This window comes from Thauera aminoaromatica, assembly GCF_000021765.1.
GTDB classification, from domain to species: Bacteria; Pseudomonadota; Gammaproteobacteria; order Burkholderiales; family Rhodocyclaceae; genus Thauera; species Thauera aminoaromatica.
In genome coordinates this window covers 1416539-1439323 of the sequence record NC_011662.2, presented here as the reverse complement: position 1 = coordinate 1439323, position 22785 = coordinate 1416539, and the positions used below count along the sequence as shown (strand labels likewise).

Annotated in this window: 23 protein-coding genes; 10 read left to right on the top strand and 13 right to left on the bottom strand. The window is 68.3% G+C overall.

Features of this window, described 5'->3' with window-relative positions:
- Nucleotides 1-64: 64 nt before the first annotated feature.
- From TMZ1T_RS06400 to TMZ1T_RS06380, 5 genes are all read right to left on the bottom strand, one after another.
- Nucleotides 65-1381 (bottom strand): amidohydrolase, encoded by a 1317-nt coding sequence (locus tag TMZ1T_RS06400; protein WP_187283029.1) that lies wholly within the window; start codon nucleotides 1379-1381, stop codon nucleotides 65-67.
- 125 nt (nucleotides 1382-1506) lie between these two features.
- Nucleotides 1507-2799 carry a TRAP transporter large permease gene (locus TMZ1T_RS06395; protein ID WP_004303790.1) on the bottom strand — a complete coding sequence of 431 codons (1293 nt, stop codon included), beginning with the start codon at nucleotides 2797-2799 and terminating at the stop codon, nucleotides 1507-1509.
- Entirely contained in the window at nucleotides 2796-3308 is a 513-nt protein-coding gene (locus tag TMZ1T_RS06390) for a TRAP transporter small permease (RefSeq protein WP_004303787.1), read from the bottom strand. The genes TMZ1T_RS06395 and TMZ1T_RS06390 overlap by 4 nt, the downstream gene beginning before the upstream one ends.
- A 59-nt stretch (nucleotides 3309-3367) precedes the next feature.
- Complete coding sequence (locus TMZ1T_RS06385) at nucleotides 3368-4405, bottom strand: TRAP transporter substrate-binding protein (protein WP_004303785.1); 1038 nt, start codon at nucleotides 4403-4405, stop codon at nucleotides 3368-3370.
- An 18-nt stretch (nucleotides 4406-4423) separates the two neighbouring features.
- Entirely contained in the window at nucleotides 4424-5653 is a 1230-nt protein-coding gene (locus TMZ1T_RS06380; RefSeq protein ID WP_012584954.1) for a M20 aminoacylase family protein, read from the bottom strand.
- Between the two features lie 94 nt (nucleotides 5654-5747).
- Here TMZ1T_RS06380 and TMZ1T_RS06375 point away from each other — a divergent pair, with 94 nt between their 5' ends.
- Complete coding sequence (locus tag TMZ1T_RS06375) at nucleotides 5748-6653, top strand: LysR family transcriptional regulator (RefSeq protein ID WP_012584953.1); 906 nt, start codon at nucleotides 5748-5750, stop codon at nucleotides 6651-6653.
- Nucleotides 6654-6698: 45 nt separating this feature from the next.
- On the opposite strand, the gene TMZ1T_RS06370 is transcribed toward TMZ1T_RS06375, so the two are convergent.
- The gene (locus TMZ1T_RS06370; protein ID WP_012584952.1) at nucleotides 6699-7604 is read right to left on the bottom strand and encodes a LysR family transcriptional regulator; all 906 of its coding nucleotides are present in this window, start codon (nucleotides 7602-7604) and stop codon (nucleotides 6699-6701) included.
- Nucleotides 7605-7958: 354 nt separating this feature from the next.
- Between TMZ1T_RS06370 and gcl the strand changes: the two genes are divergently transcribed.
- The 6 genes from gcl (at nucleotide 7959) to pyk (ending at nucleotide 14019) form a co-directional block, all read left to right on the top strand.
- On the top strand, nucleotides 7959-9734 hold the full coding sequence (gene gcl, locus TMZ1T_RS06365; protein WP_004303778.1) for a glyoxylate carboligase: 1776 nt from the start codon (nucleotides 7959-7961) through the stop codon (nucleotides 9732-9734).
- 77 nt (nucleotides 9735-9811) lie between these two features.
- Entirely contained in the window at nucleotides 9812-10591 is a 780-nt protein-coding gene (gene hyi, locus TMZ1T_RS06360; protein WP_004303776.1) for a hydroxypyruvate isomerase, read from the top strand.
- A 192-nt stretch (nucleotides 10592-10783) separates the two neighbouring features.
- Entirely contained in the window at nucleotides 10784-11668 is an 885-nt protein-coding gene (locus TMZ1T_RS06355) for a 2-hydroxy-3-oxopropionate reductase (protein ID WP_012584951.1), read from the top strand.
- Nucleotides 11669-11678: 10 nt separating this feature from the next.
- Nucleotides 11679-12101 (top strand): DUF3830 family protein, encoded by a 423-nt coding sequence (locus TMZ1T_RS06350; protein WP_004303772.1) that lies wholly within the window; start codon nucleotides 11679-11681, stop codon nucleotides 12099-12101.
- 50 nt (nucleotides 12102-12151) lie between these two features.
- Nucleotides 12152-12583, top strand: a complete 432-nt coding sequence (locus tag TMZ1T_RS06345) for a GlcG/HbpS family heme-binding protein (RefSeq protein WP_004303771.1) — start codon at nucleotides 12152-12154, stop codon at nucleotides 12581-12583.
- Between the two features lie 17 nt (nucleotides 12584-12600).
- Nucleotides 12601-14019, top strand: coding sequence for a pyruvate kinase (pyk, locus tag TMZ1T_RS06340; protein WP_004303769.1), 1419 nt, complete (start codon nucleotides 12601-12603; stop codon nucleotides 14017-14019).
- A gap of 127 nt (nucleotides 14020-14146) precedes the next feature.
- Here pyk and TMZ1T_RS06335 read toward each other — a convergent pair whose 3' ends face one another.
- From TMZ1T_RS06335 to hemN, 5 genes are all read right to left on the bottom strand, one after another.
- Nucleotides 14147-15130 (bottom strand): arsenic resistance protein, encoded by a 984-nt coding sequence (locus tag TMZ1T_RS06335; protein ID WP_012584950.1) that lies wholly within the window; start codon nucleotides 15128-15130, stop codon nucleotides 14147-14149.
- A gap of 463 nt (nucleotides 15131-15593) precedes the next feature.
- Nucleotides 15594-16121, bottom strand: coding sequence for an inorganic diphosphatase (ppa, locus tag TMZ1T_RS06330; RefSeq protein ID WP_004303764.1), 528 nt, complete (start codon nucleotides 16119-16121; stop codon nucleotides 15594-15596).
- A gap of 90 nt (nucleotides 16122-16211) precedes the next feature.
- On the bottom strand, nucleotides 16212-16421 hold the full coding sequence (locus TMZ1T_RS06325) for a heavy-metal-associated domain-containing protein (protein ID WP_004303763.1): 210 nt from the start codon (nucleotides 16419-16421) through the stop codon (nucleotides 16212-16214).
- Nucleotides 16422-16467: 46 nt separating this feature from the next.
- Nucleotides 16468-17178, bottom strand: a complete 711-nt coding sequence (locus TMZ1T_RS06320; protein WP_004303762.1) for a sulfite exporter TauE/SafE family protein — start codon at nucleotides 17176-17178, stop codon at nucleotides 16468-16470.
- A gap of 71 nt (nucleotides 17179-17249) precedes the next feature.
- Nucleotides 17250-18641 (bottom strand): oxygen-independent coproporphyrinogen III oxidase, encoded by a 1392-nt coding sequence (gene hemN, locus TMZ1T_RS06315; protein ID WP_040828717.1) that lies wholly within the window; start codon nucleotides 18639-18641, stop codon nucleotides 17250-17252.
- Nucleotides 18642-18781: 140 nt separating this feature from the next.
- Here hemN and fnr point away from each other — a divergent pair, with 140 nt between their 5' ends.
- Complete coding sequence (gene fnr, locus TMZ1T_RS06310) at nucleotides 18782-19522, top strand: fumarate/nitrate reduction transcriptional regulator Fnr (RefSeq protein ID WP_012584949.1); 741 nt, start codon at nucleotides 18782-18784, stop codon at nucleotides 19520-19522.
- A gap of 36 nt (nucleotides 19523-19558) precedes the next feature.
- On the opposite strand, the gene TMZ1T_RS06305 is transcribed toward fnr, so the two are convergent.
- Nucleotides 19559-19939 carry a SirB2 family protein gene (locus tag TMZ1T_RS06305; RefSeq protein ID WP_004303759.1) on the bottom strand — a complete coding sequence of 127 codons (381 nt, stop codon included), beginning with the start codon at nucleotides 19937-19939 and terminating at the stop codon, nucleotides 19559-19561.
- A gap of 82 nt (nucleotides 19940-20021) precedes the next feature.
- Between TMZ1T_RS06305 and TMZ1T_RS06300 the strand changes: the two genes are divergently transcribed.
- Complete coding sequence (locus TMZ1T_RS06300) at nucleotides 20022-20705, top strand: Crp/Fnr family transcriptional regulator (RefSeq protein ID WP_004303758.1); 684 nt, start codon at nucleotides 20022-20024, stop codon at nucleotides 20703-20705.
- Nucleotides 20706-20746: 41 nt separating this feature from the next.
- On the opposite strand, the gene TMZ1T_RS06295 is transcribed toward TMZ1T_RS06300, so the two are convergent.
- A complete protein-coding gene (locus TMZ1T_RS06295) occupies nucleotides 20747-22156 on the bottom strand; it encodes an MBL fold metallo-hydrolase RNA specificity domain-containing protein (protein WP_012584948.1) in 1410 nt (469 codons plus the stop codon).
- 135 nt (nucleotides 22157-22291) lie between these two features.
- On the opposite strand from TMZ1T_RS06295, the gene TMZ1T_RS06290 reads away from it, so the two are divergent.
- Nucleotides 22292-22735 carry a universal stress protein gene (locus tag TMZ1T_RS06290; RefSeq protein WP_004303756.1) on the top strand — a complete coding sequence of 148 codons (444 nt, stop codon included), beginning with the start codon at nucleotides 22292-22294 and terminating at the stop codon, nucleotides 22733-22735.
- Nucleotides 22736-22785: the final 50 nt, after the last annotated feature.

The window sequence follows — 22785 nt, the reverse complement described above, 5'->3', positions numbered from 1 at the left end:
CGCAGCATGAAGAACGGGGGCCGCTGGCCCCCGTTTGCGTTGCAGCGGACGACGCGAAGGCCGCTCAGGGCTTTGCCAGGAACTCGAGCGTCATCGCCGCCATCGCCTTCGCACCGGCCGGCATCGCCGCCTCGTCGAAGTCGAAGGCCGGGTTGTGGTTGGGCGCCGCGGTGGCCGGCGTCTTACCTTCGGGCGCCGCGCCCAGGATGATGTACAGGCCCGGCACCACCTTCTGGAACTCGGAGAAATCCTCCGAGGCCATCAGGCGCGAGGTCTGCATGGCCTTGCCACCGCTCACCTTCTTCAGCACCGGGGCCATCATCTCGGTGAGCGCCTCGGGGTTGGTCGTCACCGGATAGGCGGACGGACCGAAGCTGACCTCGGCGGTGGCGCCGCTCGCGCTGGCGATCGACTCGGCGGTGCGCGTGATGCGCTCCTTGGCGTCGGCGCGCATGGCCTCGTCGAAGGCGCGCAGCGTGCCCACCATCTCCACCGCCTCGGGGACGATGTTCTCGCGGTTGCCGCCGCTGATCTGGCCGATCGACAGCACCGCCGGCTCCTTGCTGATGTTGAGCTGGCGGCTGACGATGGTCTGCAGCGCGGTGACGACCTGGGCGGAGACGACGATCGGATCGACACCGTTCCACGGGAAGCCGCCGTGGGTCTGCTTGCCCTTGATCTTGATGCGCACGGTGTCGCCGCTGGCGAACTGCGGGCCGCTGCGGTACCCGATCATGCCCGAGGGCATGTTGGGGATGATGTGCAGCGCGAAGGCGACGTCGGGGCGCGGGTTGTCGAGCGCGCCCTCCTCCACCATGGCCTTGGCGCCCCAGCTCTTGCCGGCTACCGGCGCCGACGAGAGGCCTTCTTCAGAGGGCTGGAAGACGAACTTGACCGTGCCCGGGATCTGCTCGCGCATGCCCGCCAGCACCTCGGCCACCGCCATCAGCATCGCGGTGTGGCCGTCGTGGCCACAGGCGTGCATCACCGACGACTCCACGCCCATGTTCATCTGCCTGACCTGGGAGGCGAAGGGCAGCCCGGTGACCTCGGCCACCGGCAGCGCGTCCATGTCGGCGCGCAGCGCGACGACCTTGCCCGGCCGCCCGCCCTGGAGCAGGCCGACCACGCCGTGGCCGCCGACGCCGGTGCGCACCTCCATGCCGAGCTTGCGCAGGTGCTCGGCGACCAGCGCCGCAGTGCGCACCTCCTGGCCGGACAGTTCGGGGTGCTGGTGGATGTCACGCCGCCATTCCACCATGCGCGGCTGGATGGCGTCGAAGCGGGTGGCGAGCGCCTGCAGGGTGGCGTCGTCGAGCGCCTGGGCGGAGGCGGCAGCGCCCTGGCCGAGCAGGGCAAGGGCCGCGGCAAGGCGCAGCATCGTGAATGTTCGCCTGGATGTTTTCATTTTGGATTCTCTCTGAGCAAGGGGTGGGGAAGGCCGGCCACGATCACGCGCAACGGGCGCGGCCGACCTGGAAAGCGTCGGTCGCGCCCGCTTTCAAACTATTTCATGAACGCCACCAGCGCCAGCGAGATCGACGGGAAGATCACCAGCAGCGCCAGCCGCACCAGGTCGATCGCGATGAAGGGCGTGAGGCCGCGGAAGATCGCGCCGAGCCGCACGTGGGGCAGCGTGGCCTTGAGCACGAACACGTTCATGCCGATCGGCGGCGTGATCAGCGCGATCTCGGTCACGACGACGACGATGATTCCGAACCACACCAGGTCGAAGCCGTGGGCGAGCAGGATGGGCACGAACAGGGGCACGCAGATCAGGATGATGGCCAGCGAATCCATCACGCAGCCCAGCAGCAGGAACACGACCAGGATCGCGACGATGGTGCCCCAGGGGCCGAGGCCCGCCTGGTTGAAGAGCTCGAGGATGCCCTCGCCCAGGCCCGAGAACGAGATCAGCTTGGCGAACAGCAGCGCACCGAACAGCACCGAATACAGCATCACCGAGGTGGTCGCGGTCTCGATGAAGATATGGCGGAAGTCCTGCCAGCTCATGCGCCCCTGCACCATCGAGAGGATCAGCGCCAGGCCCGCACCCATGCCCGCCGCCTCGGTTGCAGTGAAGAGCTTGCCGTAGAGGCCGCCGATGATGAGCACGAAGAGCAGCGTGAAGGGCCACACCCCGCGCAGCGCGTGCAGCTTCTCGGCCATCGTGGTGCGCTCGCCGCGCGGCGCATCCTGCGGGCTGATGCGGGCGACCGCATAGATCACCAGGAGGTACATCAGCAGCCCGAGCAGCCCGGGGACCACGCCAGCGACGAACAGGTGGCCGATGTTGGTCTGGGTCAGGATGCCGTAGATCATCAGGATGATCGAGGGCGGGATGAGGATGCCGAGCGTGCCGCCGGCGGCGATGGTGGCCGAGGCGAGCGCGTCGGAATAGCCGTAGCGCTTCATGCTCGGGTAGGCGACCTTCGACATCGTGGCCGCGGTCGCCAGGCTGGAGCCGCACACCGCGCTGAAGCCGGCACAGGTGACCATGGTCGACAGCGCGAGCCCGCCTCGCACCGGCCCGAGGAAGGCGTTGGCAGCGCGGAAGAGGTCATCCGAAATCCCGGTACGGGCGAGGATGTTGCCCATCAGGATGAACATCGGCACCACGGCCAGCTCGTAGGAGAACACCGCCTCCGAGATCGTCATCGGCACCAGCGAACGCGCGACGTCCCAGCCCATGACCACACCGATGCCGCCGAGCGACACCGACAGCAGCGCGAAGGCGAGCGGCACGCGCAGGAATGCCAGCACCAGCACGGCCAGTAGGGAAAGAAGTCCGACGGTCATTTGGCACGCTCCTGGGTGGCGTGGGACTGGACGGTGACGGGATGCGAGGGCGGCGCGGCAAAACAGCCCAGCAACGCGGCCAGGGCCGACAGCAGCGAGGTGAAGGCGATGAAGCCATACATGCCGCCGCGCGGGATCGACAGCGACTGGCTGATCTCCTGGATCTTGCCGGCCTCGATGGCCGAGTTCAGGAACTCGTAGGCGATCAGCAGCAGCACCAGCGCCACCAGCGCCGACACCAGCCGGTGCCACCACACCCAGCCCGGGCGTAGCAGCCACTTGTCGAACAGATCGACGGTGAGGTGGCCGCGCGCCGCGGTAAGCAGCGGCAGGCCGCAGAACACCATGATCGCCATCAGATGCTCGGTGGCGTCGTGCGCGCCGTAGAGCGGCGCGCCGAACAGGCGGCGGCCGATGACGTCGATGAAGGTCAGCAGCACCATGCCCGCCAGGGTCAGGATGAGCAGCGCCTCGACGCCCTTGCGGATGCGGGACAGATACGCGTCCATGTGTCTCTCCATGTGGGAGTGGCCGGTCCGGGCCGGCCACCTCCGGGATCAAGCAGCGGTCACTTGCCGGCGTGGGCCTTGTAGCGCTGCTCGAAGAACTCGAGCATCTCCATCGGCTTGTCGACACCGAAGCTCGGGCCTTCGGCCGCCCAGTCGGCGAGCATGCGCTCGCGCACCGCGCCGATGCGCTCGAACAGCGCCTTCGAGGGCGCGTTGAAGACATGGCCCTCGGCGCGCAGCTTGGCCTCGCCGGCCTTGTTCTGCGCATCGAAGCGCTGGCCCCACAGGCGCGACAGCTTCTCGCCGGAGACGCTCATGATCGCCTTGCGGTCGGCCTCGGAGAGCTTGTTCCACTTGCCCTCGTTGATGACGACGAAGAAGCTCGCGTCGTAGAAGCCGCCCGGGACGATGGTGTGATGCTTGAGCTTGTCCTCGACGCGGAAGTTGATGACCGACTCGATGGTGTGAAGCGACGCATCGACCACCCCGCTCTCGAGCAGCTCGTAGGCCTTCGGGCCGGGGCCGGCGACCGCCACCGCGCCCAGATCCTCGAGCAGGCGCTTCTGGATCGGGCCGCCCATGCGCACCTTCTGGTTCTTGAGGTCGTCGGGCTCGACGATGTTCTTGCTGCCGTGGTGAATCTGGCCGCCGCCGAAGAGCCCGACGCCGAGCATGACCACGCCCTCGAAGGCCGGCTTGCCGGCGAGGTATTTCTCGTAGGTTTCCCACAGCGCCACCGAGGACGCCTCGGCTTTGGTGCCGATGAAGGGCATCTCCGAGAACCACACCGCCTTGAAGCGATCCGGCTCGTAGGTGAAGTTGCCCCAGGTGATGTCGGCCACGCCCTTGCGCGCCAGCTCCCAGTGCTGGGCAGGAGCGCCCACCGGCTTGGGCAGGATGCGGACGTCGACGCGGCCTTCGGTGACGCGCTTGACGTCCTCGATCCAGGGCTGGAAGACCTCGGGGGTGAGGAAGTGGGTGGGCGACACCCAGCTCGACATGGTCAGGGTGGTGGCGGCCTGGGCGGCGGGAAGACCGGCAGCGGTGGCGAGGACGAGTCCGGCGGACAGGGTGGCGAACAGCTTGCTGAGTTTCATGGTGTCTCCTTGCAGGATCTAGTTATGGAAGTACTGCTCGACCAGGCCGATCCACAGCCGGGCACCCACCGCGAGGCAGGCATCGTTGAAATCGTAGTGCGGGTTGTGGACCATGCATTCGCCCGACCACCGGCCCTCGGCGTGGCCGTTGTCGCCGTTGCCGACCAGCAGGTAGCAACCCGGCACCCGCTCGAGCAGGAAGGCGAAATCCTCGCTGCCGGTGAGCGGCTGGGCATCGGCCACCACGTGCTCGGCGCCGAAGGTCTGGCGCGCGACCTCGACCGCAAAGGCGGTGGGCCGGGCGGCGTTGTCCAGCACCGGGTAGCCGCGCTCGTAGCGGATCTCCGTCTTGCAGCCATAGGCACGCGCCTGGTTTTCGGCGAGCTCGCGGATGCGGCGCTCGACCAGGTCGCGGACCTCGGGATCGAGGGTACGCACGCTCAACTCGAGCTCGGCGGATTCGGCGATGACGTTGTAGGCCGCGCCCGCCTGGAGGCGGCCGACGCTGATCACCGCGGCGAGGTTGGGATTGACGTTGCGCCCGACGATGGACTGCAGCCCGAGCACCGTCGCCGCCGCCGGCAGGGTCGGATCGACCGCCATGTGCGGCATGCCGCCGTGCCCGCCGCGGCCGATGAAGCGGATCAGCACCTTGTCGGACGAGGCCATGAAGGCGCCCGGGCGAACATGGACCTGGCCGACCGGGATGCCGGGAAAGTTATGCATGCCGAAGATCGCATCGCAGGGGAAGCGTTCGAAGAGGCCGTCTTCGATCATGCGCCGCGCGCCGCCGCCGCCACCGAGCTCCTCGGCGGGCTGGAAGATCAGCACCAGCGTGCCGTCACCCTGCAGTGCCCCGCCCTTCACCCGCGCGGCGAGCGCCCGCGCCGCGCCGAGCAGCATGGCGGTATGGCCGTCGTGGCCGCAGCCGTGCATCTTGCCCGGAACGATGCTGGCCCACGGCAGGCCGGTCATCTCCTGCACCGGGATGGCGTCCATGTCGGCACGCAGCCCGATCGTGCGCCCGCTTCCATCGCCCACCCGCAGCACCCCCACCACGCCGGTGACGGCGATGCCGGTGTGCACCTCGTAGCCCCAGGCGCGCAGCTGCTCGGCGACGAGCGCGCTGGTGGCGTGCTCCTCGAAGCCCAGCTCGGGGTTGCGATGGATGGCATGGCGCCACCGCTTCATCTGCTCCGCATCGATCTCGTGTGCGAGTGCTTCCTGGGTCGTCATCCGGCTCACCATAGATTTAGCTCATGTCCAGATAATAGGAACTTGCACCGAACACCGTAAGGCGATATTTTTTCCTGGATGACAACTTTCAGGGGTCACATGAACCATGAAGGACCACCAGCTCAAGGCACTCGTTCAGGTCGCCGAAAGCGGTTCGATCCGCGCCGCGGCCCGCGCCATGAACCTGAGCCAGAGCGCGCTGACCAAGGCGCTGCGCGAGCTCGAAGAGGACGTCGGTGCGGAGCTGCTGCAGCGCAGCTACAAGGGCATCGGCTTCACGCCCGAGGGCAGCGCACTGCTCGTGCGCGCCCGCCTGGTGCTGGCGACGATCGACAAGGCGCGCGCGGAGATCCGCCAGATGCGGGGGGGTGCGGGCGCGCATGTAAAGGCGGCGATCACGCCGCTGCTGACGGCGACGGTGCTGCCGGCCGTGCTTTCCGCGTTCCGCAAGGCACAGCCGGACGCCGAGCTGACCTTCCACGAGGGCTTGCTGGTGCAGGCCTTGCCCGGGCTGATCGAGGGCAAGATCGACTTCGCGATCGCGCTCGCCTCTCCGCAGGACCTGCCCTACGAGATCGAGTTCGAACCCCTGGCCGACATCGACGCGGTGCCGATGGTGCGCACCACGCACCCGCTGGCCGAAGCGCGCGACTGGAACACGGTGGCCGACGCCGAATGGGTGCTCAACCTCTCCGCCGGCAGCCAGAGCATGAACCTGGTCGGGTGGCTGCGCGCCCGGGGTTTCCGGGCGCCGACCCGCATCCTGCACTGCTCCTCGCCCTACCTCATCCTCGACATGGTCCGCCGCAACGACCTCATCGGCTACGGCCCGAAGGTGCTGGTGACCGATGCTCAGGTCGGCGTCGGCCTGCGCCCGCTCGCACTGCAGCCGCTGCCGCCCACCATGCCGCTCGGCCTGATGACCCTGCGTGGCGTGCCGCTCGGCAGCGCGGCGAAGATGCTCGCGAACCTGTGCCGCCGCGAGCTGCAGTCCTGCCTGCCGCGCCCCTGATTCCCTGCCTCACCCTTCCCCTCGTTCTTCCCCTCGTTCTTCCCCTCATTCTTCCCAATACCCCGGCCGGTTGTAGCTCGCCCTGAGGTGCTCGATGAAACGCCGCACCTTCGCCGGCAGATGACGCTGCTGCGGATACACCGCCTGGATGTCGTAGCTCGGCACCGCGAACTCGTCGAGTACGGTGACCAGTTCGCCGCGCTTCAACTCGGCCTGGATCTCCCAGGTCGAGCGCCAGCCCACGCCCAGACCTTGCTTGACCCAGCCGTAGAGCAGCTCGCCATCGTTGCAGGCCAAGTCGCCCTCGACACGAACGGCGAACAACCTGCCGTCGCGAAGGAAGGACCAGCCGCGCTGCTGCCCGCCGGCGAGGTTGAAGGCGAGGCAGTTGTGGCGGGCGAGGTCCTCGGGCTGACGCGGGATGCCGTGGCGCTCGAAGTAGTCGGGCGTGCCGCACACCACGCGACGGTTGGGGAACAGGCGCACGGCGACGTAGTTGGGGTCGGTCACCTCGCCGATGCGGATCGCCATGTCGTAGCCCTCGCGCACGAGGTCGACCACGCTGTCGGTGAAGTTGAAGGACATGCGCAGCTCGGGGTGCAGGGCCTTGAAGGCGGTCGCGTGCGGGGCCACGTGGCGGCGGCCGAAGGCGGCGGGCGCGGACACCACCAGATGGCCGCGCACCAGGTCGCGCCCGGCGCCGACCGCGCGCTCGAGTTCGTCGAACTCGCGCAGCAGCGCGCGGCTCTGGTCGAGCAGCTGCTCGCCAAGCTCGGTCAGCGCCAGGCCGCGCGTCGAGCGGTGCATCAGCTTGACCCCGAGGCGTTTCTCCAGCGCGTCGAGCCGCCGCCCCATGACCACCGGGGTCACGCCCTCCACCAGCGCCGCGGCCGCGAAGCTGCCCTTCTCGGCCACCAGCACGAAGCTGCGCAGTTCGGTGTAGCGATCCATCTCCTTCTCCAGGGTCGAAGGGCGCCGGCTCGACCGCCGGATCGCGACTTGCGTCGCTCCTACCGCCGTATCGCGACTTGCGTCGCTCCCACAGCGCGGCGCCCGGGGGCCTTGCGCGCGGGCGGTAGGAGCGACGCAAGTCGCGATTCTCGGCGGCGACCCGTCCCGGCCATATTTCCAGTACCGATACTGCACATAAGCGGGCGTGGATATCGGCCCGAGGAAGCCATCAAACCTGCAACTCGATACTTTAAGTATCTACAGAACCGACTGCCAGCCCAATTCAAGCCGCCCTTCCCGCTCCGTATGCTGCGTCCATCGGTTTCAAGGACATCCACCCCAAGGAGACAGAAGATGGCCCGCATGAGAGCAGTCGACGCCGCCGCCGCGGTGATGCGCAAGGAAGGCGTGAGCACCGTGTTCGGCGTGCCCGGCGCCGCGATCAACCCGCTGTACTCGGCGATGAAGAAGGACGGCGGCTTCAGGCACATCCTCGGTCGCCACGTCGAGGGCGCCTCGCACATGGCCGAAGGCTACACCCGCGCCAACCCGGGCAACATCGGCGTGTGCATCGGTACCTCGGGCCCGGCCGGCACGGACATGATCACCGGCCTGTATTCGGCCTCCGCCGACTCCGTCCCCATCCTGTGCATCACCGGGCAGGCGCCGCGCGCGCGCCTCCACAAGGAGGACTTCCAGGCCGTCGACATCGAGTCCATCGCCAAGCCGGTGACCAAGTGGGCGGTGACCGTGCGCGAGCCGGCGCTGGTGCCGCGCGTGTTCCAGCAGGCCTTCCACCTCATGCGCTCCGGCCGTCCCGGCCCGGTGCTGATCGACCTGCCCTTCGACGTGCAGATGGCCGAGATCGAGTTCGACATCGACACCTACGAATCGCTCGGCGCCTACAAGCCCGCCGCCACCCGCGCCCAGGCCGAGAAGGCGATGGCCATGCTGAATGCCGCCGAGCGCCCGCTGATCGTCGCCGGCGGCGGCGTGATCAACGCCGACGCCGCAGACAGATTGCAGGAATTCGCCGAGCTCGTCGGCGTGCCGGTGATCCCGACCCTGATGGGCTGGGGCGCGATCCCCGACGACCACCCGCTGATGGCCGGCATGGCGGGTCTGCAGACCTCGCACCGCTACGGCAACGCCACCATGCTGGCATCGGACTTCGTGTTCGGCATCGGCAACCGCTGGGCCAACCGCCACACCGGCTCGGTGGAGGTGTACACCAGGGGACGCAAGTTCGTGCATGTGGACATCGAGCCCACCCAGATCGGCCGCGTGTTCGGCCCGGACTACGGCATCGTCTCCGATGCGGGCGCGGCGCTCGACCGCCTGCTCGAGGTGGCGCACGGGATGAAGGCCGCAGGCACCCTGCCCGATCGCGGTGCCTGGGTCGCCGAGTGCCAGCAGCGCAAGCGCACGCTGCAGCGCAAGACGCACTTCGACCAGGTGCCGATGAAGCCCCAGCGGGTGTATGAGGAGATGAACCTCGCCTTCGGCAAGGACGCCTGCTACGTCAGCACGATCGGCCTGTCGCAGATCGCCGCCGCGCAGTTCCTGCATGTGTACAAGCCGCGCCACTGGATCAACTGCGGCCAGGCCGGCCCGCTCGGCTGGACCATCCCCGCGGCGCTGGGGGTGTGCGCGGCCGACCCGGGTCGCAAGGTGGTGGCGATCTCCGGCGACTACGACTTCCAGTTCATGATCGAGGAGCTGGCGGTGGGCGCGCAGTTCAAGCTGCCCTACCTCCACGTGCTGGTGAACAATGCCTACCTCGGCCTGATCCGCCAGTCGCAGCGCGGCTTCGACATGGATTTCTGCGTGCAGCTCGCGTTCGAGAACATCAACGCCCCGGAGACCGAAGGCTACGGCGTCGATCACGTCGGCGTGGTCGAGGGCCTGGGCTGCAAGGCGATCCGCGTGCGCACGCCGGAAGAGATCCAGCCCGCCTTCGCACAGGCGAAGCAGTGGATGGAAGAATTCCGCGTGCCGGTGGTGGTCGAGATCATCCTCGAACGCGTGACCAACATCGCCATGGGGACCGAGATCGACGCCATCAACGAGTTCGAGGAACTCGCCGAACGTGGCGAGGACGCCCCGACCGCGATCTCGATGCTCGACTGAACGCACCGCCCCGAGGACGGGGCCGTCACGGCACAGGCAGGCCGCCCCGTCCGCAACCGACAACCGGAGACGAAGCAATGCCCAAGTTCAACGCCAACCTGACCATGCTCTTCAACGAAGTGCCCTTCCTCGACCGCTTCCAGGCGGCGGCCGAAGCCGGCTTCAAGGGCGTGGAGTTCCTCTTCCCCTACGCCTTCGACAAGGACGCGCTCGCCGAACGCCTGGCCAGGCACGGCCTCGTGCAGGTGCTGCACAACCTGCCGGCGGGCGACTGGGAGGGTGGGGAGCGCGGCATCGCCTGCCATCCTGACCGTGTCGGCGAGTTCCAGGACGGCGTCGGACGCGCGATCGAATACGCCACCGCGCTCGGCTGCAAGCAGCTCAACTGCCTCGCCGGCATCGCGCCGGCCGGCGTGGAGGCCGACAAGGTGCACGCGACCTTGGTCGCCAACCTGCGCTTCGCCGCCGCCAGGCTGGAGGAAGCCGGCATCCGCCTGCTGGTCGAGCCGATCAACACCTTCGACATCCCGGGCTTCTACCTCAACCGCACGGCACAGGCGATCGCGCTGATCGAGGAGATCGGCTCGCCCAACCTGTGGCTGCAGCACGACCTTTACCACATGCAGCGCATGGAGGGTGAGCTCGCCAACACCATCGCGAAGCACCTGCCGAAGATCGCCCACATGCAGATCGCCGACACCCCGGGCCGCCACGAGCCGGGCAGCGGCGAGATCAACTACGCCTGGCTGTTCCGCTTCATCGACCAGCTCGGCTACGAGGGCTGGATCGGCTGCGAATACAAGCCCGCCGCCGGCACCCGCGAAGGACTGGGCTGGATCCGGGCGCTCGCCGGCTGAGCGACCTTCGCGCCTTGCGGCGCTCCTACACGGACCGACACGGTCTTGCGAAAGCGCCGTAGGAGCGGCGCAAGCCGCGAACGGGCCGTCGGTCTGCGACGAGCGGCATCGCGGCTCGACCCGCCGCATTCGCGCCTTGCGGCGCCCCTACACGAAACGACACCGCTTCAAGCACATCCAGGAGACAACAACATGGCAAACATCGGATTCATCGGCCTCGGCATCATGGGCACCCCCATGGCAGGCAACCTGATCAAGGGCGGCCACACCGTCTTCACCCACACCCGCGGCGACACCCCGGCCGTGCTCGTCGAGGCCGGTGCCCGCCCCTGCGCGAGCGGCGCCGAGGTCGCGCGCCAGGCCGACATCGTCATCACCATGGTGCCCGACACCCCGCACGTCGAGGACGTGCTCTTCAGCCCCGGAGGCGTCGCCGCCGGCCTGTCGAAGGGCAAGATCGTGGTCGACATGAGCTCGATCTCTCCGGTCGCCACCAAGGACTTCGCCGCCCGCATCAACGCGCTCGGCTGCGAATACCTCGACGCCCCGGTCTCGGGCGGCGAGGTCGGCGCCAAGGCGGCGACGCTCACCATCATGGTCGGCGGCAGCCAGGCCGCCTTCGACAAGGTGAAGCCGATCTTCGATCTGATGGGCAAGAACATCACCCTGGTCGGCGGCAACGGCGACGGCCAGATCACCAAGGTCGCCAACCAGATCATCGTCGCGCTCAACATCGAGGCGGTGGGCGAGGCCCTGCTGCTCGCCGCCAAGGCCGGCGCCGATCCGGCCAAGGTGCGCCAGGCGCTGATGGGCGGCTTCGCCAACTCGCGCATCCTCGAGGTGCACGGCGAGCGCATGGTCAAGCGCACCTTCGACCCCGGCTTCCGCATCGAGCTGCACCAGAAGGACCTCAACCTCGCGCTGACCACCGCGCGCCAGCTCGGCGTGTCGCTGCCCAACACCGCCACCGCGCAGGAGCTCTTCAACGCCTGCAGCGCGCACGGCGGTGCGAAGTGGGACCACTCGGCGATGGTGCGCGCGCTGGAGAAGATGGCCAACTTCGAGATCGGCCAGTAAGGAGGACACCATGCGCCATCTCGCCATCGACGTCGGCCCCTTCCGCTTCGTCGCCCGCATGGAGGAGGCTGCCGCACCCAAGACCTGCGCCGCCTTCCTCGAGCTGCTGCCCTTCTCCAACCAGGTGATCCACTCGCGCTGGAGCGGCGAGGCGGTGTGGGTGCCGCTCGGCGAGTTCGACACCGGCCTGGGGTTCGAGAACCACACCAGCCACCCCTCGCGCGGCGACATCCTGCTCTACCCGGGCGGCCTCTCGGAGACCGAGATCCTCTTCGCCTACGGCAGCAGCTGCTTCGCCAGCAAGATGGGCCAGCTCGCCGGCAACCACTTCCTGTCCGTGGTCGAGGGCGCCGAACAGCTCCACGAGATGGGCCGCACGGTGCTGTGGAAGGGCGCGCAGTGGATCCGCTTCACCGACCTCGGCGAGCGCTGAGCGCGCCCTTCGCCCACCCCACAAGAACGATGGAAAGACGGAGACCGCAGATGATCCCCACCCACGCACTCACCCTGGCCGACGCCCGCGTCGCCGCCGCGGCCGCCGAGGCCGAGGCGCGCACCAACGGCTGGGCGGTCAGCATCGCAATCTGCGATGCGGGCGGCCACGCCCTGTGGCTGCAGCGCATGGACGGCGCACCCCTGATGAGCGCCATCGTCGCCCCCGAGAAGGCGCGCACCTGCGTGCTCAGCGGCAAGCCGAGCAAGGCCTTCGAGGACATGGTCAACAACGGCCGCTTCGCCGCGCTGGCGATGCCGGTGGTGCCGCTCGAAGGCGGCGAGCCGGTGGTGGTCGATGGCCGCGTGCTCGGTGCGGTGGGCGTCTCCGGCGTGAAGGCTGGCGAGGACGCCCGCGTCGCCCGCGCCGGGGTCGACGCCCTGCTCGCACACGCCCTCCCCCACCCCCGATCCGCCGCCTGAACCGCCGAGGACCCGACATGAAACGCGAACGCAGCGCCCGCATCCTCGCCACCCTCGGGCCGGCGAGCTCCACCCGCGAACGCATCCGCGCCCTGGCCGAGGCCGGGGCGGACGTGTTCCGGCTCAACTTCAGCCACGGCAGCCACGAGGACCACGCCGAACGCTACCGCCTGATCCGCGCGGTCGAGGCCGAGATCGGCCGCCCGATCGGCGTGCTGATGGACCTGCAGGGGCCCAAGCTGCGCGTCGGCCGCTTCGCCGAGGGCAAGGTCGCCCTGGTGCCCGGCGCACGCTTCCGCCTCGACCTCGACCCCACGGCCGGCGACGCCAAGCGCGCCAACCTGCCCCACCCCGAGATCTTCGCCGCGCTGGAGGCCGGCACCGAGCTGCTGCTCGACGACGGCAAGCTGCGCCTGCGGGTGGACGCCTGCGGCGCCGACTTCGCCGACACCACCGTGCTGGTGGGCGGGACGCTGTCCGACCGCAAGGGCGTGAACGTGCCCGGCGTGGTGCTGCCGATCTCGCCGCTCACCGCCAAGGACCGCGCCGACCTCGACTTCGGCCTGGCGCTGGGCGTGGACTGGGTGGCGCTGTCCTTCGTGCAGCGCCCCGAGGATCTGCGCGAGGCGCGCGAACTCATCGGCGACCGCGCCTGGATCATGGCCAAGCTCGAGAAGCCGGCGGCGATCGACGCGCTCGACGCGATCATCGCGCTCGCCGACGGCGTCATGGTCGCGCGCGGCGACCTCGGCGTGGAGCTGCCACCGCAGCAGGTGCCGGTGCTGCAGCGCCGCATCGTGCGGGCCGCACGCGCAGCCGGCCGTCCGGTGGTGGTGGCGACGCAGATGCTGGAGTCGATGATCTCCTCGCCTGTGCCCACCCGCGCCGAGGCCTCGGACGTGGCCACCGCGATCTACGACGGCGCCGACGCGGTGATGCTGTCGGCCGAGTCGGCCTCGGGCCAGTACCCGGTGGAGGCGGTGGCCATCATGCACGGCATCGTCTGCGAGGTGGAGCGCGACCCCGCCTGGCGCGCCGGACTGGAAGCCAGCCACACGGCGGCCGCGGCGAACACCCCGGACGCGATCTGCTGCGCGCTGCGCCGCGTCGCCGGCCTGCTCGAACCGGCGGCCACGGTGGCCTACACCAGCTCGGGCTTCAGCGCCCTGCGCGCGAGCCGCGAGCGTCCGGTGGCGCCCATCCTGGCGCTGACGCCGCAGCCAGCCACCGCACGCCGGCTGGCGCTGGTGTGGGGCGTGCATGCGGTGCCCTTCGAGGAGGTGCATGACGTCGCCGAGATGGTCGAGCACGCCGCACGCGCGGCGTCGACCCTGGGCTTCGGCTGCGCCGGCGACGCGGTGGTGGTGATCGCCGGCCTGCCCTTCGGCCAACGCGGCAGCACCAACCTGCTGCACGTGGCGAGAATTCCGGGCTGAGTCGCGGGCTGAGGCGGTCGTTTGGCGCAAACCGTGTTCGCGCGTCGGAGATGCCGGCGACCCACCCGTCGCCGCGTGGAGCATGGAAACGCGGTCGGAGACGCGATCGCTCCGTCCGCGCCGCCGCTCAGCCCCCCGCCTTCGCGGATGCGGCGGGGCCGAAGAAGCGATCGGTGAGCTTCACATACCAGGCCGCGGACTGCACCTGCAGGATGTAGGCGAGCGCGATCACCAGCGCCGCACCCGAGCTCGAGGCGCCGAACACGTTCATCGCCAGCGCGAGCGCGATCGACAGGTTGCGCATGACCGTGCCGAACACCAGCGCGATCGCGTCGCCGCGGGGCAGCAGGCTACGCGCCACCACGGTACTCACCACGTAGTTGATCGCATACAGGCACAGCAGCGGTATCAGCACCACGATCAGTTCGCCCGGCTGGGCCACGAGGTCCTTCGCCTTGAGGGCGAGCGCGACGAAGACGATGCCGAGCACGCCCAGCGTGGAGAAGGGCGGGAAGCGCGGCCCCCATTCTTTATGGTATGCGGCCTGGCCGTGGCGCGCCACCAGCCATTTCTGCGTGTAGTGCCCCGCCAGCATGGGCAGGAAGACGATGACGACGATCTGCATGAACACCGCGCCCATATCGACCGGCACCTCGGCGCCCATCAGCCAGCGCACGTAAAGCGGCGTGGCGAGCGCGCCGAGGACGAGCCCGAGCACCGTCATCTTGACCGCGGCGCCGAGGTTGCCCTTGGCAAAGCCGGTCCACGAGATCGTCATGCCGCTGGTGGGCAGCAGCGCGGCGAGCAGCAGGCCGAGCGCGTAGGCCGGCTGCTCGGGGAAGAAGGCCTTGCCGAGCGCGTAAGCGACGAAGGGGATGAGGGCGAAATTGATCGCCTGCGCGAGCGCCTGCGCCTTGAGGTCGCCGCCTTCGAGGACCTTGGAGAGCTTCAGGTTGACCATCATCGGATAGACCATCAGGAAGGTCAGCGGCACGATCAGCGACTTCAGCCAGCCGACCGGCGCGAACAGCCCGAAGCCGAAGCCGAGCACCATCGCCACCGGGATGGCGAGGATCAGGTTCTTGTTGATCTTCATCAGCAGCGCAAGCATGGATCCCCCGTTTTCTTCATTCGCACGCGCCCTGCCAGGACGCGGCCCTCCGATGACGATAGCAAGCACGATGCCAGGTCACGGCGCGTGTGGGCGTCTCCGCTCGGCCTCCTGGGGGCACGTCTGACGGCGCGCCTCTATCCCGCGCCCGGGGCACGCCGGTTTCCGTAGGAGCGGCGCAAGCCGCGAACAGGGCCACGCAGGGACCGACGCGGGCGCCCCCCGGATCACCGCCGCATTCGCGGCTTGCGCCACTCCTGCACGAGACCTCGCAGGTGGCAGCCGCTGTAGGAGAAGCGCAAGCCGCGAACCCGGCCCCTGCCCCGCGACTCGGCTGCCACATCAGCCCCCATGGCCGACAAGGCACTGCCAATCCCGTCAGTGTCACGTCACTCGCGCCGTAAACGGCCGGGGCCCACGCATGCGTGGGCCCCGGGTCATCCGGAAACGTGCGTTCCCGGGATTACTTCTTGGCAGCCGCTAGGCCGTTCACGATCTCGGCCTTGGCATCCTCGACCGTGCCCCAGCCCAGGACCTTGACCCATTTGCCGGGCTCGAGGTCCTTGTAATGCTCGAAGAAATGCACCGTCTGCTTCATCAGCAGCTCGGGCAGGTCGTCGGTGGTCTGCACCTTGTCGTACAGCGGGGTCAGTTTCGACACCGGCACGGCAACGACCTTGGCGTCGACACCGCCGTCGTCTTCCATCTTCAGCACGCCGACCGGACGGCAGCGGATGACCACGCCAGGCTGCAGCGGGAACGGGGTCACGACCAGCACGTCGACCGGGTCGCCATCGCCGGCGATGGTGTGCGGGACGTAGCCGTAGTTCAGCGGGTAGCGCATCGAGGTGCCCATGAAGCGGTCGACGAAGACGGCGCCGCTGTCCTTGTCCACCTCGAACTTGATCGGATCGCCCTGGGCGGAGATCTCGATGATGACGTTGATGTCGTTCGGCACGTCCTTGCCGGCGCTGACCTGTTCGAAGCCCATACATCCCTCCCGTGGAAAAATTGTGCGCGGATTATAGGGGGAAACCACAATGTCTTGCACTGCGACGATGCCCCCGGCTAAGGCTGCCGATCAGGCCGGGGAATCGAAGCCCGCGCCCTCGACCGCGGCGCGCAACGCGTCGATCGACACCTTGGCCGGATCGTGGCGCACGGTGGCGGATGCGCCTTCCAGCGACACCCGCACGTCCTCCACGCCGGGCAGCGCCTTCAGCACGCCGGTGACGTTCTTCACGCAGCCGCCGCAGCTCATGCCTTCGACCTTGATCGTCGTTTCGTTCATTTATCCAGGACTCCCGATGGGTTGAAAGGGGCGTGCCGTCGCACCCTCAGGTCACGCACACCACGCCGCGCCACAGGTCGCCACCGAGCGAGGGGGCGTGGTACAGCCCGAACAGGCCGAAGCCGAGCACGAGGAGCCCGGAGGCCAGGCGCACCCTCGGGTGGCGGGTGATGTCGCGGAAGCGTTTGAAGAGCATGCCTGCCAGCAGCAGGTTGGGCAGCGTGCCCAGCCCGAAGGCCAGCATCAGGCCGGCGCCGCGTGCACCCGATCCGGTGACGAGCGCAGTGGCGAGGATGGAATAGGTGAGCCCGCAGGGGATGAAGCCCCACAGCATGCCGAGCGGCAGCGCCTGCCCGACCGAGCGCGCCGGCAGGAAGCGCCGGGTGGCGGGCTGGATGCGCCGCCACAGCAGGTGACCGACGCGCTCGATGGGCGCGAGCAGGCGGGTGAAGCCGGTGAGGTAGAGCCCGAGCGCCACCAGCATCAGGTTGGCGAGCACGTACAGCGTCATCTGCACCGGCAGCATGCCCTCGTAGAGCAGGCCGACCGAGCCGAGCAGGCCGACACCGGCACCGAGCAAGGTGTAGGTGCCGATGCGCCCGAGGTTGTAGGCCAGGTGCAGCGGCCACTGCGGCCGGCTGCCGGGCACCTGCACCTGCATGCTGAGCGCGCCGACGATGCCGCCGCACATCGACACGCAGTGGGTGCCGCCGAGCAGGCCGATCAGGAAGACGGCGAGATAACCGGTTTCGGGCATGAAGAAGAAAAGGGCCCCGCGGGAAATGCGAGGCCCTCATTCTACGCTGCGGTGCGCAATCCGTGCGGCGTTCAGATCACCCGCGAGTAGCGCTGGCGCTCGCGGTCGGCGCGCAGGTAGCGGTCGAACACCATCGCGATGCCGCGCACCAGCAGGCGGCCGCCGGGCTGCACGCTGATCCAGTCGCCGTCGATCTTGACCAGCCCGGCCTTCTCCATTTCCTGCAGATCGGCGAGTTCCTCGGCGAAGTACTCGCGGAAGTTGACCAGGTAGGCGATCTCGATCGACTGCATCGAGAGCTCGAAGTGGCACATCAGCGCCTGGATGATCGCGCGCCGCAGCAGGTCGTCGGCGGTGAGCTCGATGCCGCGCAGCACCGGCAGCTCGTCGCGGTCGAGCGCGTCGTAGTACTCGTCGAGCGTCTTCACGTTCTGCGCGTACACCGGACCGATCTTGCCGATCGCCGACACCCCGAAGGCGAGCAGGTCGCATTCGGCGTGGGTGGAATAGCCCTGGAAGTTGCGGTGCAGGCGGCCCTGGCGCTGGGCGATGGTGAGCTCGTCGTCGGGCTTGGCGAAGTGGTCCATGCCGATATACACGTAGCCCGCCTCGGTGAGCCGGCGGATGCCGAGCTGCAGTAGCGCGAGCTTGGTGTCGGCCGTGGGCATGTCGCCGCTGTTGATGCGGCGCTGCGGCTTGAACAGGCCCGGCAGGTGAGCGTAGCTGTACAGCGAGATGCGGTCGGGCGAGATCTCCAGCACCTGGTCGAGCGTGCGGTCGAAGCTGGTCGGGTTCTGCCGGGGCAGGCCGTAGATCAGGTCCATGCTCACCGATTTGAAGCCGTTGGCGCGCGCGGCGTCGATGACCAGCTTGGTCTCGTCGAAGCTCTGGATACGATTGACCGCCTGCTGCACGTCCTCGGCGAAATCCTGCACGCCCACGCTCATGCGGTTGAAGCCGAGCTCGGCGAGCAGCTTCACGGTGTCGAAATCGACCTTGCGCGGGTCGACCTCGATCGAGTATTCGCCGTTGGGCACCAGCGTGAAGTGCTCGCGCACCGCCGCCATGAGCTCGCGCATCTCGTCGTGCGACAAAAAGGTCGGCGTGCCCCCGCCGAGGTGGAGCTGGGTGACCTGGCGGCTCCCCTCCAGGCAAGCGGCCTGCATCTCGATTTCTTTCGCGAGATATTTCAGGTACTTGGCCGAGCGCCCATGATCCTTGGTAATGATCTTGTTGCAGGCGCAGTAGTAGCAGATCGTGTTGCAGAAGGGGATGTGGAAGTATAATGAGAGCGGTTTGCTTACGCCGCCCACCGCCCGCTTGGCCAGCCAGGCCCGCAGCGCCTCTGCATTGAAGGCTTCGACGAAGCGGTCCGCCGTGGGATAGGACGTGTAGCGCGGCCCGTTGATGTCGAATTTGCGGATCAGTTGCGGGTCGAAGATGAGGTCGGTCTGGCTTTTCATGATCTTGCTGGCGGGCTGTCTGCCGAACAATGGCAGAAGCCTCCGTAATGTTGGTTGACTTGGGTCAACGGGTGTGATTAGCAATCCCGCCACTCCAGCGCAGGCGTCTCTAATGTCAGGAAAGCAGGATTATCGTGCAGATGAGGGCTAGCGTGCCAATTACCGTGGATGGGCTCAAATCGGCCTGTTCGCAGTGCAACCTCGTCGAGTTGTGCCTCCCCTTCGGAATGTCCGATCGTGAGCTGAGCCGGCTCGACGAACTGGTGGGCGCGCGCCGCAAGGTCAAGCGCCAGCACAATCTCTACCGCGCCGGTGACTCTTTCGAGGCGATCTACGCGATCCGCGCGGGCTCGTTCAAGACCGACGTGCTGCTCGAGGACGGTCGCGAACAGGTGACCGGCTTCCAGATGACCGGCGAGATCCTCGGTCTCGACGGCATCAGCACCGAGGCCCACAGCTGCAACGCGGTGGCGCTCGAGGACAGCGAGGTGTGCGTGATCGCCTACGACAAGCTCGAGCAGATGTCGCATGAGATCGAGGGCTTGCAACTTCAGTTCCACAAGGTCATGAGCCGCGAGATCGTGCGCGATCACGGCGTGATGATGCTGCTCGGCTCGATGCGCGCCGAAGAGCGCCTGGCCGCCTTCCTGCTGAACATGTCGCAGCGCTTCACGGCGCGCGGTTTCTCGCCGAGCGAGTTCAACCTGCGCATGACGCGCGAGGAGATCGGCTCCTACCTCGGACTCAAGCTCGAGACGGTGTCGCGCGCCTTCTCGCGCTTCCAGGAGGACGGGCTGATCGCGGTGCAGCAGAAGCACGTACACCTGCTCGACCTCGCCGGCCTCAAGCGCCTGATCCAGCACCAGCACGGCGCGCGCTGAGCACGCCGTGGCCGGGACGACCCGGGGCTCGACGGCTCAGGCGAGGTAGCCGGCGACGTTCTTGCTCAGCGCCACCGACACGATCCACGCATAGACCAGGATCGCGCCGGCGAAGGCGGCGAGCCGCACGCCACGGGTACGTCCGCGCTTGAGCGCCAACGTGCCGAGCAGGATGTAGGCGAGCAGGCCGATCACCTTCGCCGTGACCCAGCCGGCGCTGAAGGGGTATTGCCCGATCATTACCGCCAGCGTGATCGCAGACAGCAGCAGCGTGCTGTCGACGAGGTGCGGCAGGAGCCGCGTCAGGCGGTGCTGCAGCAGGGCGTTGCCGGTGAGCATCCAGGTGCCGCGCAGCAGGAAGCCGGCGGCGCTCAGCACGACGCAGGTCACATGCAGGTTCTTGATCAGGTAGTACATCCACGATCCTAACGAAAGCCGGTCAGGGCGCCGCTCGACAACCGGCCGAATTGAAATTGCGTCCCCAGACGGAGAGTTCCAGATGCCCAACACGACCCCGCTCGACATCCCCTCCCTGCTGCGCCGCATCCCGCTGTTCAGCGAACTGTCGGAGGCGGACATCCAGCTGGTCGCGCGCTACACCCGCGAGCGCCAGGTCGCCCGCGGCGAAGTGCTGTTCCAGCGCGGCGACCTGCCGCACGGCTTTTACTTCGTGGTCTCCGGCCAGGTCAAGCTCGCCTTCTCGTCCTCGCAAGGCACCGAGAAGGTGGTCGAGATCATCGGCCCGATGCAGAGCTTCGGCGAGGCCGTGATGTTCATGAACCACCCCTACCCGGTCTTCGCCGAGGCCCTGAGCGAGACCGTGCTGGTGCACGTCGGCCAGGCGGTGGTGAGCGAACTCATCGACCAGGACTCCACCTTCGCGCGCAAGCTGCTCGCCGGCATGGCGATCCGCCTGCACGGGCTGATCCAGGACGTGGAGACCTACTCCTTGCGCTCGAGCACCCAGCGCGTGATCGGCTACCTGCTGCAGGTGGCCGACAACGACGCACCCTGCGAGATCGCGCTGCCGACGAGCAAGCAGGTGATCGCCTCGCGCCTCAACCTGACGCCCGAGACCCTGTCGCGCATCTTCCACGACCTCAGCGACGCCGGCCTGATCACCGTGCAGGGCAAGCGCGTGAGTCTGCACGATCCGGTACGGCTGTCGCGCTACAACGCCTGAGCGGCCCTCGCCGCCCTCCCGGTCCGCTTGCGCGCGGACGCTCACTCGAGCACGACCGGCACGCCGGGCCGCGCCGCCTCGACCCTGCTCCAGCCCAGTTCGCGCTCGACCGCCTCGACGAAGGTGGCGGAGGCGGCCGGCTCGCCGTGCGCCACGAAGGTGCGCCGCGGCGCCTCGCCGAAGCCGCGCAGCCAGTCGAGGAGTGCGGGCTGGTCGGCGTGGGCGGAGAGCCCGCCGATGGTATGGATGCGCGCACGCACCGGGATACGTTCGCCGAACAGGGTGACCTGGTGCGCACCGTCGACCAGCCGGCGGCCGAGCGTGCCGGCAGCCTGGAAGCCTGCGATGACCACTGCGCACTCGCGCCGGCCGAGGTTGTGGCGCAGGTGGTGCTTGATCCGACCGGCATCGCACATGCCGCTTGCCGAGATCACGACCAGCCCGCCCGGCACCGCATTGAGCGCCTTCGATTCCTCGACGTCCTGCACGAACCGCACACGGAAGCGTCCCGAGTTGGCCTCGGCCCAGGCGTAGAGCGCACGCGTCTCATCGTCCCAGAGGGCGGTGTGGCGCACGGTGAGCGCGGTGACCGCAGAGGCCATCGGCGAGTCGACCACGACGTCGAGCCGGGCGATGCGTCCGGCGCGCACCAGGTCGGCGAGCACGAACAGCACTTCCTGGGTACGCCCGACCGCGAACGCCGGGATGATCACGTTGCCGCCATCGACCTCGAGCGTGCGCCGCAAGGCGAGCGCGAGCTCGTCGCAGGTGGCGGCGAAGGAGCGGTGGGCGCGGTTGCCGTAGGTCGACTCGACGCACAGGTAGTCGGCCCGGGCGATCCGCACCGGGTCCCGCAGCACCGGGCGCATCGGCTGGCCAATGTCGCCCGAGGCGACCAGCCGGCGGGTGTGGCCGCGCTCGCCGACGTCGATCTCGAGGATCGCCGAACCGAGGATGTGCCCGGCGTCACGGAAGCGGCAGCGCACGCCCGGGCCGGGCTCGATCCAGTCGTCGTAGTCGGTGGGGACGAAACGGCCCAGACTGGTACGCGCCTGCTCCACGGTGTAGAGCGGGGCCACCTCCGCCCGGCGTGCCATCTTGCGCGAGCGCGTGTCGCGCAGCGCCCACTCGGCCTCCTTCTCCTGGATATGGGCGGAATCCATCAACATCACGCCGAGCAGATCGACAGTGGCCGTGGTGGCGAAGATGCGCCCTCGATATCCCAGTGCCACGAGGCGCGGCAGCAGGCCGGAGTGATCGAGATGGGCGTGGGTGAGGAGCACGAAATCGATGTCGCGCAGCTCGAAATCGAGGGCGTCGCGGTTCTTGCGGTCGGCTTCGCGCCCGCCCTGGAAAAGGCCGCAATCCACCAGAAATGCACCGCGCTCGTGATCGACCCGCAGGCAGGAGCCGGTGACCTCGCCCGCAGCGCCAAGGAAGGTGAGCATCATCGCTGGCCTCGCCGATCTTTCAGGGGTTCCCACTGTGCCCTTCGTGATCGCTCGACGGCTTGATCATGATCAATCATGGCGGACCCCATCCGCTCGCTATAATCGAAGCACGACACACCACAGGGAGCGTACGTCATGTTCAAGCACATCCTGGTACCGACCGACGGCTCGGCACTCTCGGACAGCACGGTCGCCCGTGCCGTCTCCTTCGCGAAGGAGACCGGCGCGCGCATCACCTTCTTCTATTCGCAGCCGGACTTCCCGATGCCGATCTACGGCGAGGGCGCGCTGATCGATCCGACCACGCCCGAGCAGTTCGCGAAATCGGCTGCATCCGAAGCCGAGGCGATCCTTTCAAAGGCGCGCGGTGCGGCGGAAGCGGCGGGCGTGGCCTGCGACAGCGACACCGCGGTCAATGAGGTGCCCTACGAGGCGATCATCGACGCCGCCGACCGCCATGGCTGCGACCTCATCTTCATGGCCTCGCACGGCCGTCGCGGCATCGCAGGCCTGCTGCTCGGCTCCGAGACGCAAAAGGTGCTGACCCACAGCAAGACGCCGGTTCTGGTCTACCGCTGACACCGGCATCGGCCCCGCGCGCGGCCCCCCCAAAGCATGCGGCCCGCTCG

Coding starts and splice junctions, on each gene's coding strand:
- TMZ1T_RS06400 (WP_187283029.1), bottom strand. CDS start 1,381: ATGCTGCGCCTTGCCGCGGCCCTTGCCCTGCTCGGCCAGGGCGCTGCC.
- TMZ1T_RS06395 (WP_004303790.1), bottom strand. CDS start 2,799: ATGACCGTCGGACTTCTTTCCCTACTGGCCGTGCTGGTGCTGGCATTC.
- TMZ1T_RS06390 (WP_004303787.1), bottom strand. CDS start 3,308: ATGGACGCGTATCTGTCCCGCATCCGCAAGGGCGTCGAGGCGCTGCTC.
- TMZ1T_RS06385 (WP_004303785.1), bottom strand. CDS start 4,405: ATGAAACTCAGCAAGCTGTTCGCCACCCTGTCCGCCGGACTCGTCCTC.
- TMZ1T_RS06380 (WP_012584954.1), bottom strand. CDS start 5,653: ATGGTGAGCCGGATGACGACCCAGGAAGCACTCGCACACGAGATCGAT.
- TMZ1T_RS06375 (WP_012584953.1), top strand. CDS start 5,748: ATGAAGGACCACCAGCTCAAGGCACTCGTTCAGGTCGCCGAAAGCGGT.
- TMZ1T_RS06370 (WP_012584952.1), bottom strand. CDS start 7,604: ATGGATCGCTACACCGAACTGCGCAGCTTCGTGCTGGTGGCCGAGAAG.
- gcl (WP_004303778.1), top strand. CDS start 7,959: ATGGCCCGCATGAGAGCAGTCGACGCCGCCGCCGCGGTGATGCGCAAG.
- hyi (WP_004303776.1), top strand. CDS start 9,812: ATGCCCAAGTTCAACGCCAACCTGACCATGCTCTTCAACGAAGTGCCC.
- TMZ1T_RS06355 (WP_012584951.1), top strand. CDS start 10,784: ATGGCAAACATCGGATTCATCGGCCTCGGCATCATGGGCACCCCCATG.
- TMZ1T_RS06350 (WP_004303772.1), top strand. CDS start 11,679: ATGCGCCATCTCGCCATCGACGTCGGCCCCTTCCGCTTCGTCGCCCGC.
- TMZ1T_RS06345 (WP_004303771.1), top strand. CDS start 12,152: ATGATCCCCACCCACGCACTCACCCTGGCCGACGCCCGCGTCGCCGCC.
- pyk (WP_004303769.1), top strand. CDS start 12,601: ATGAAACGCGAACGCAGCGCCCGCATCCTCGCCACCCTCGGGCCGGCG.
- TMZ1T_RS06335 (WP_012584950.1), bottom strand. CDS start 15,130: ATGCTTGCGCTGCTGATGAAGATCAACAAGAACCTGATCCTCGCCATC.
- ppa (WP_004303764.1), bottom strand. CDS start 16,121: ATGGGCTTCGAACAGGTCAGCGCCGGCAAGGACGTGCCGAACGACATC.
- TMZ1T_RS06325 (WP_004303763.1), bottom strand. CDS start 16,421: ATGAACGAAACGACGATCAAGGTCGAAGGCATGAGCTGCGGCGGCTGC.
- TMZ1T_RS06320 (WP_004303762.1), bottom strand. CDS start 17,178: ATGCCCGAAACCGGTTATCTCGCCGTCTTCCTGATCGGCCTGCTCGGC.
- hemN (WP_040828717.1), bottom strand. CDS start 18,641: ATGAAAAGCCAGACCGACCTCATCTTCGACCCGCAACTGATCCGCAAA.
- fnr (WP_012584949.1), top strand. CDS start 18,782: ATGAGGGCTAGCGTGCCAATTACCGTGGATGGGCTCAAATCGGCCTGT.
- TMZ1T_RS06305 (WP_004303759.1), bottom strand. CDS start 19,939: ATGTACTACCTGATCAAGAACCTGCATGTGACCTGCGTCGTGCTGAGC.
- TMZ1T_RS06300 (WP_004303758.1), top strand. CDS start 20,022: ATGCCCAACACGACCCCGCTCGACATCCCCTCCCTGCTGCGCCGCATC.
- TMZ1T_RS06295 (WP_012584948.1), bottom strand. CDS start 22,156: ATGATGCTCACCTTCCTTGGCGCTGCGGGCGAGGTCACCGGCTCCTGC.
- TMZ1T_RS06290 (WP_004303756.1), top strand. CDS start 22,292: ATGTTCAAGCACATCCTGGTACCGACCGACGGCTCGGCACTCTCGGAC.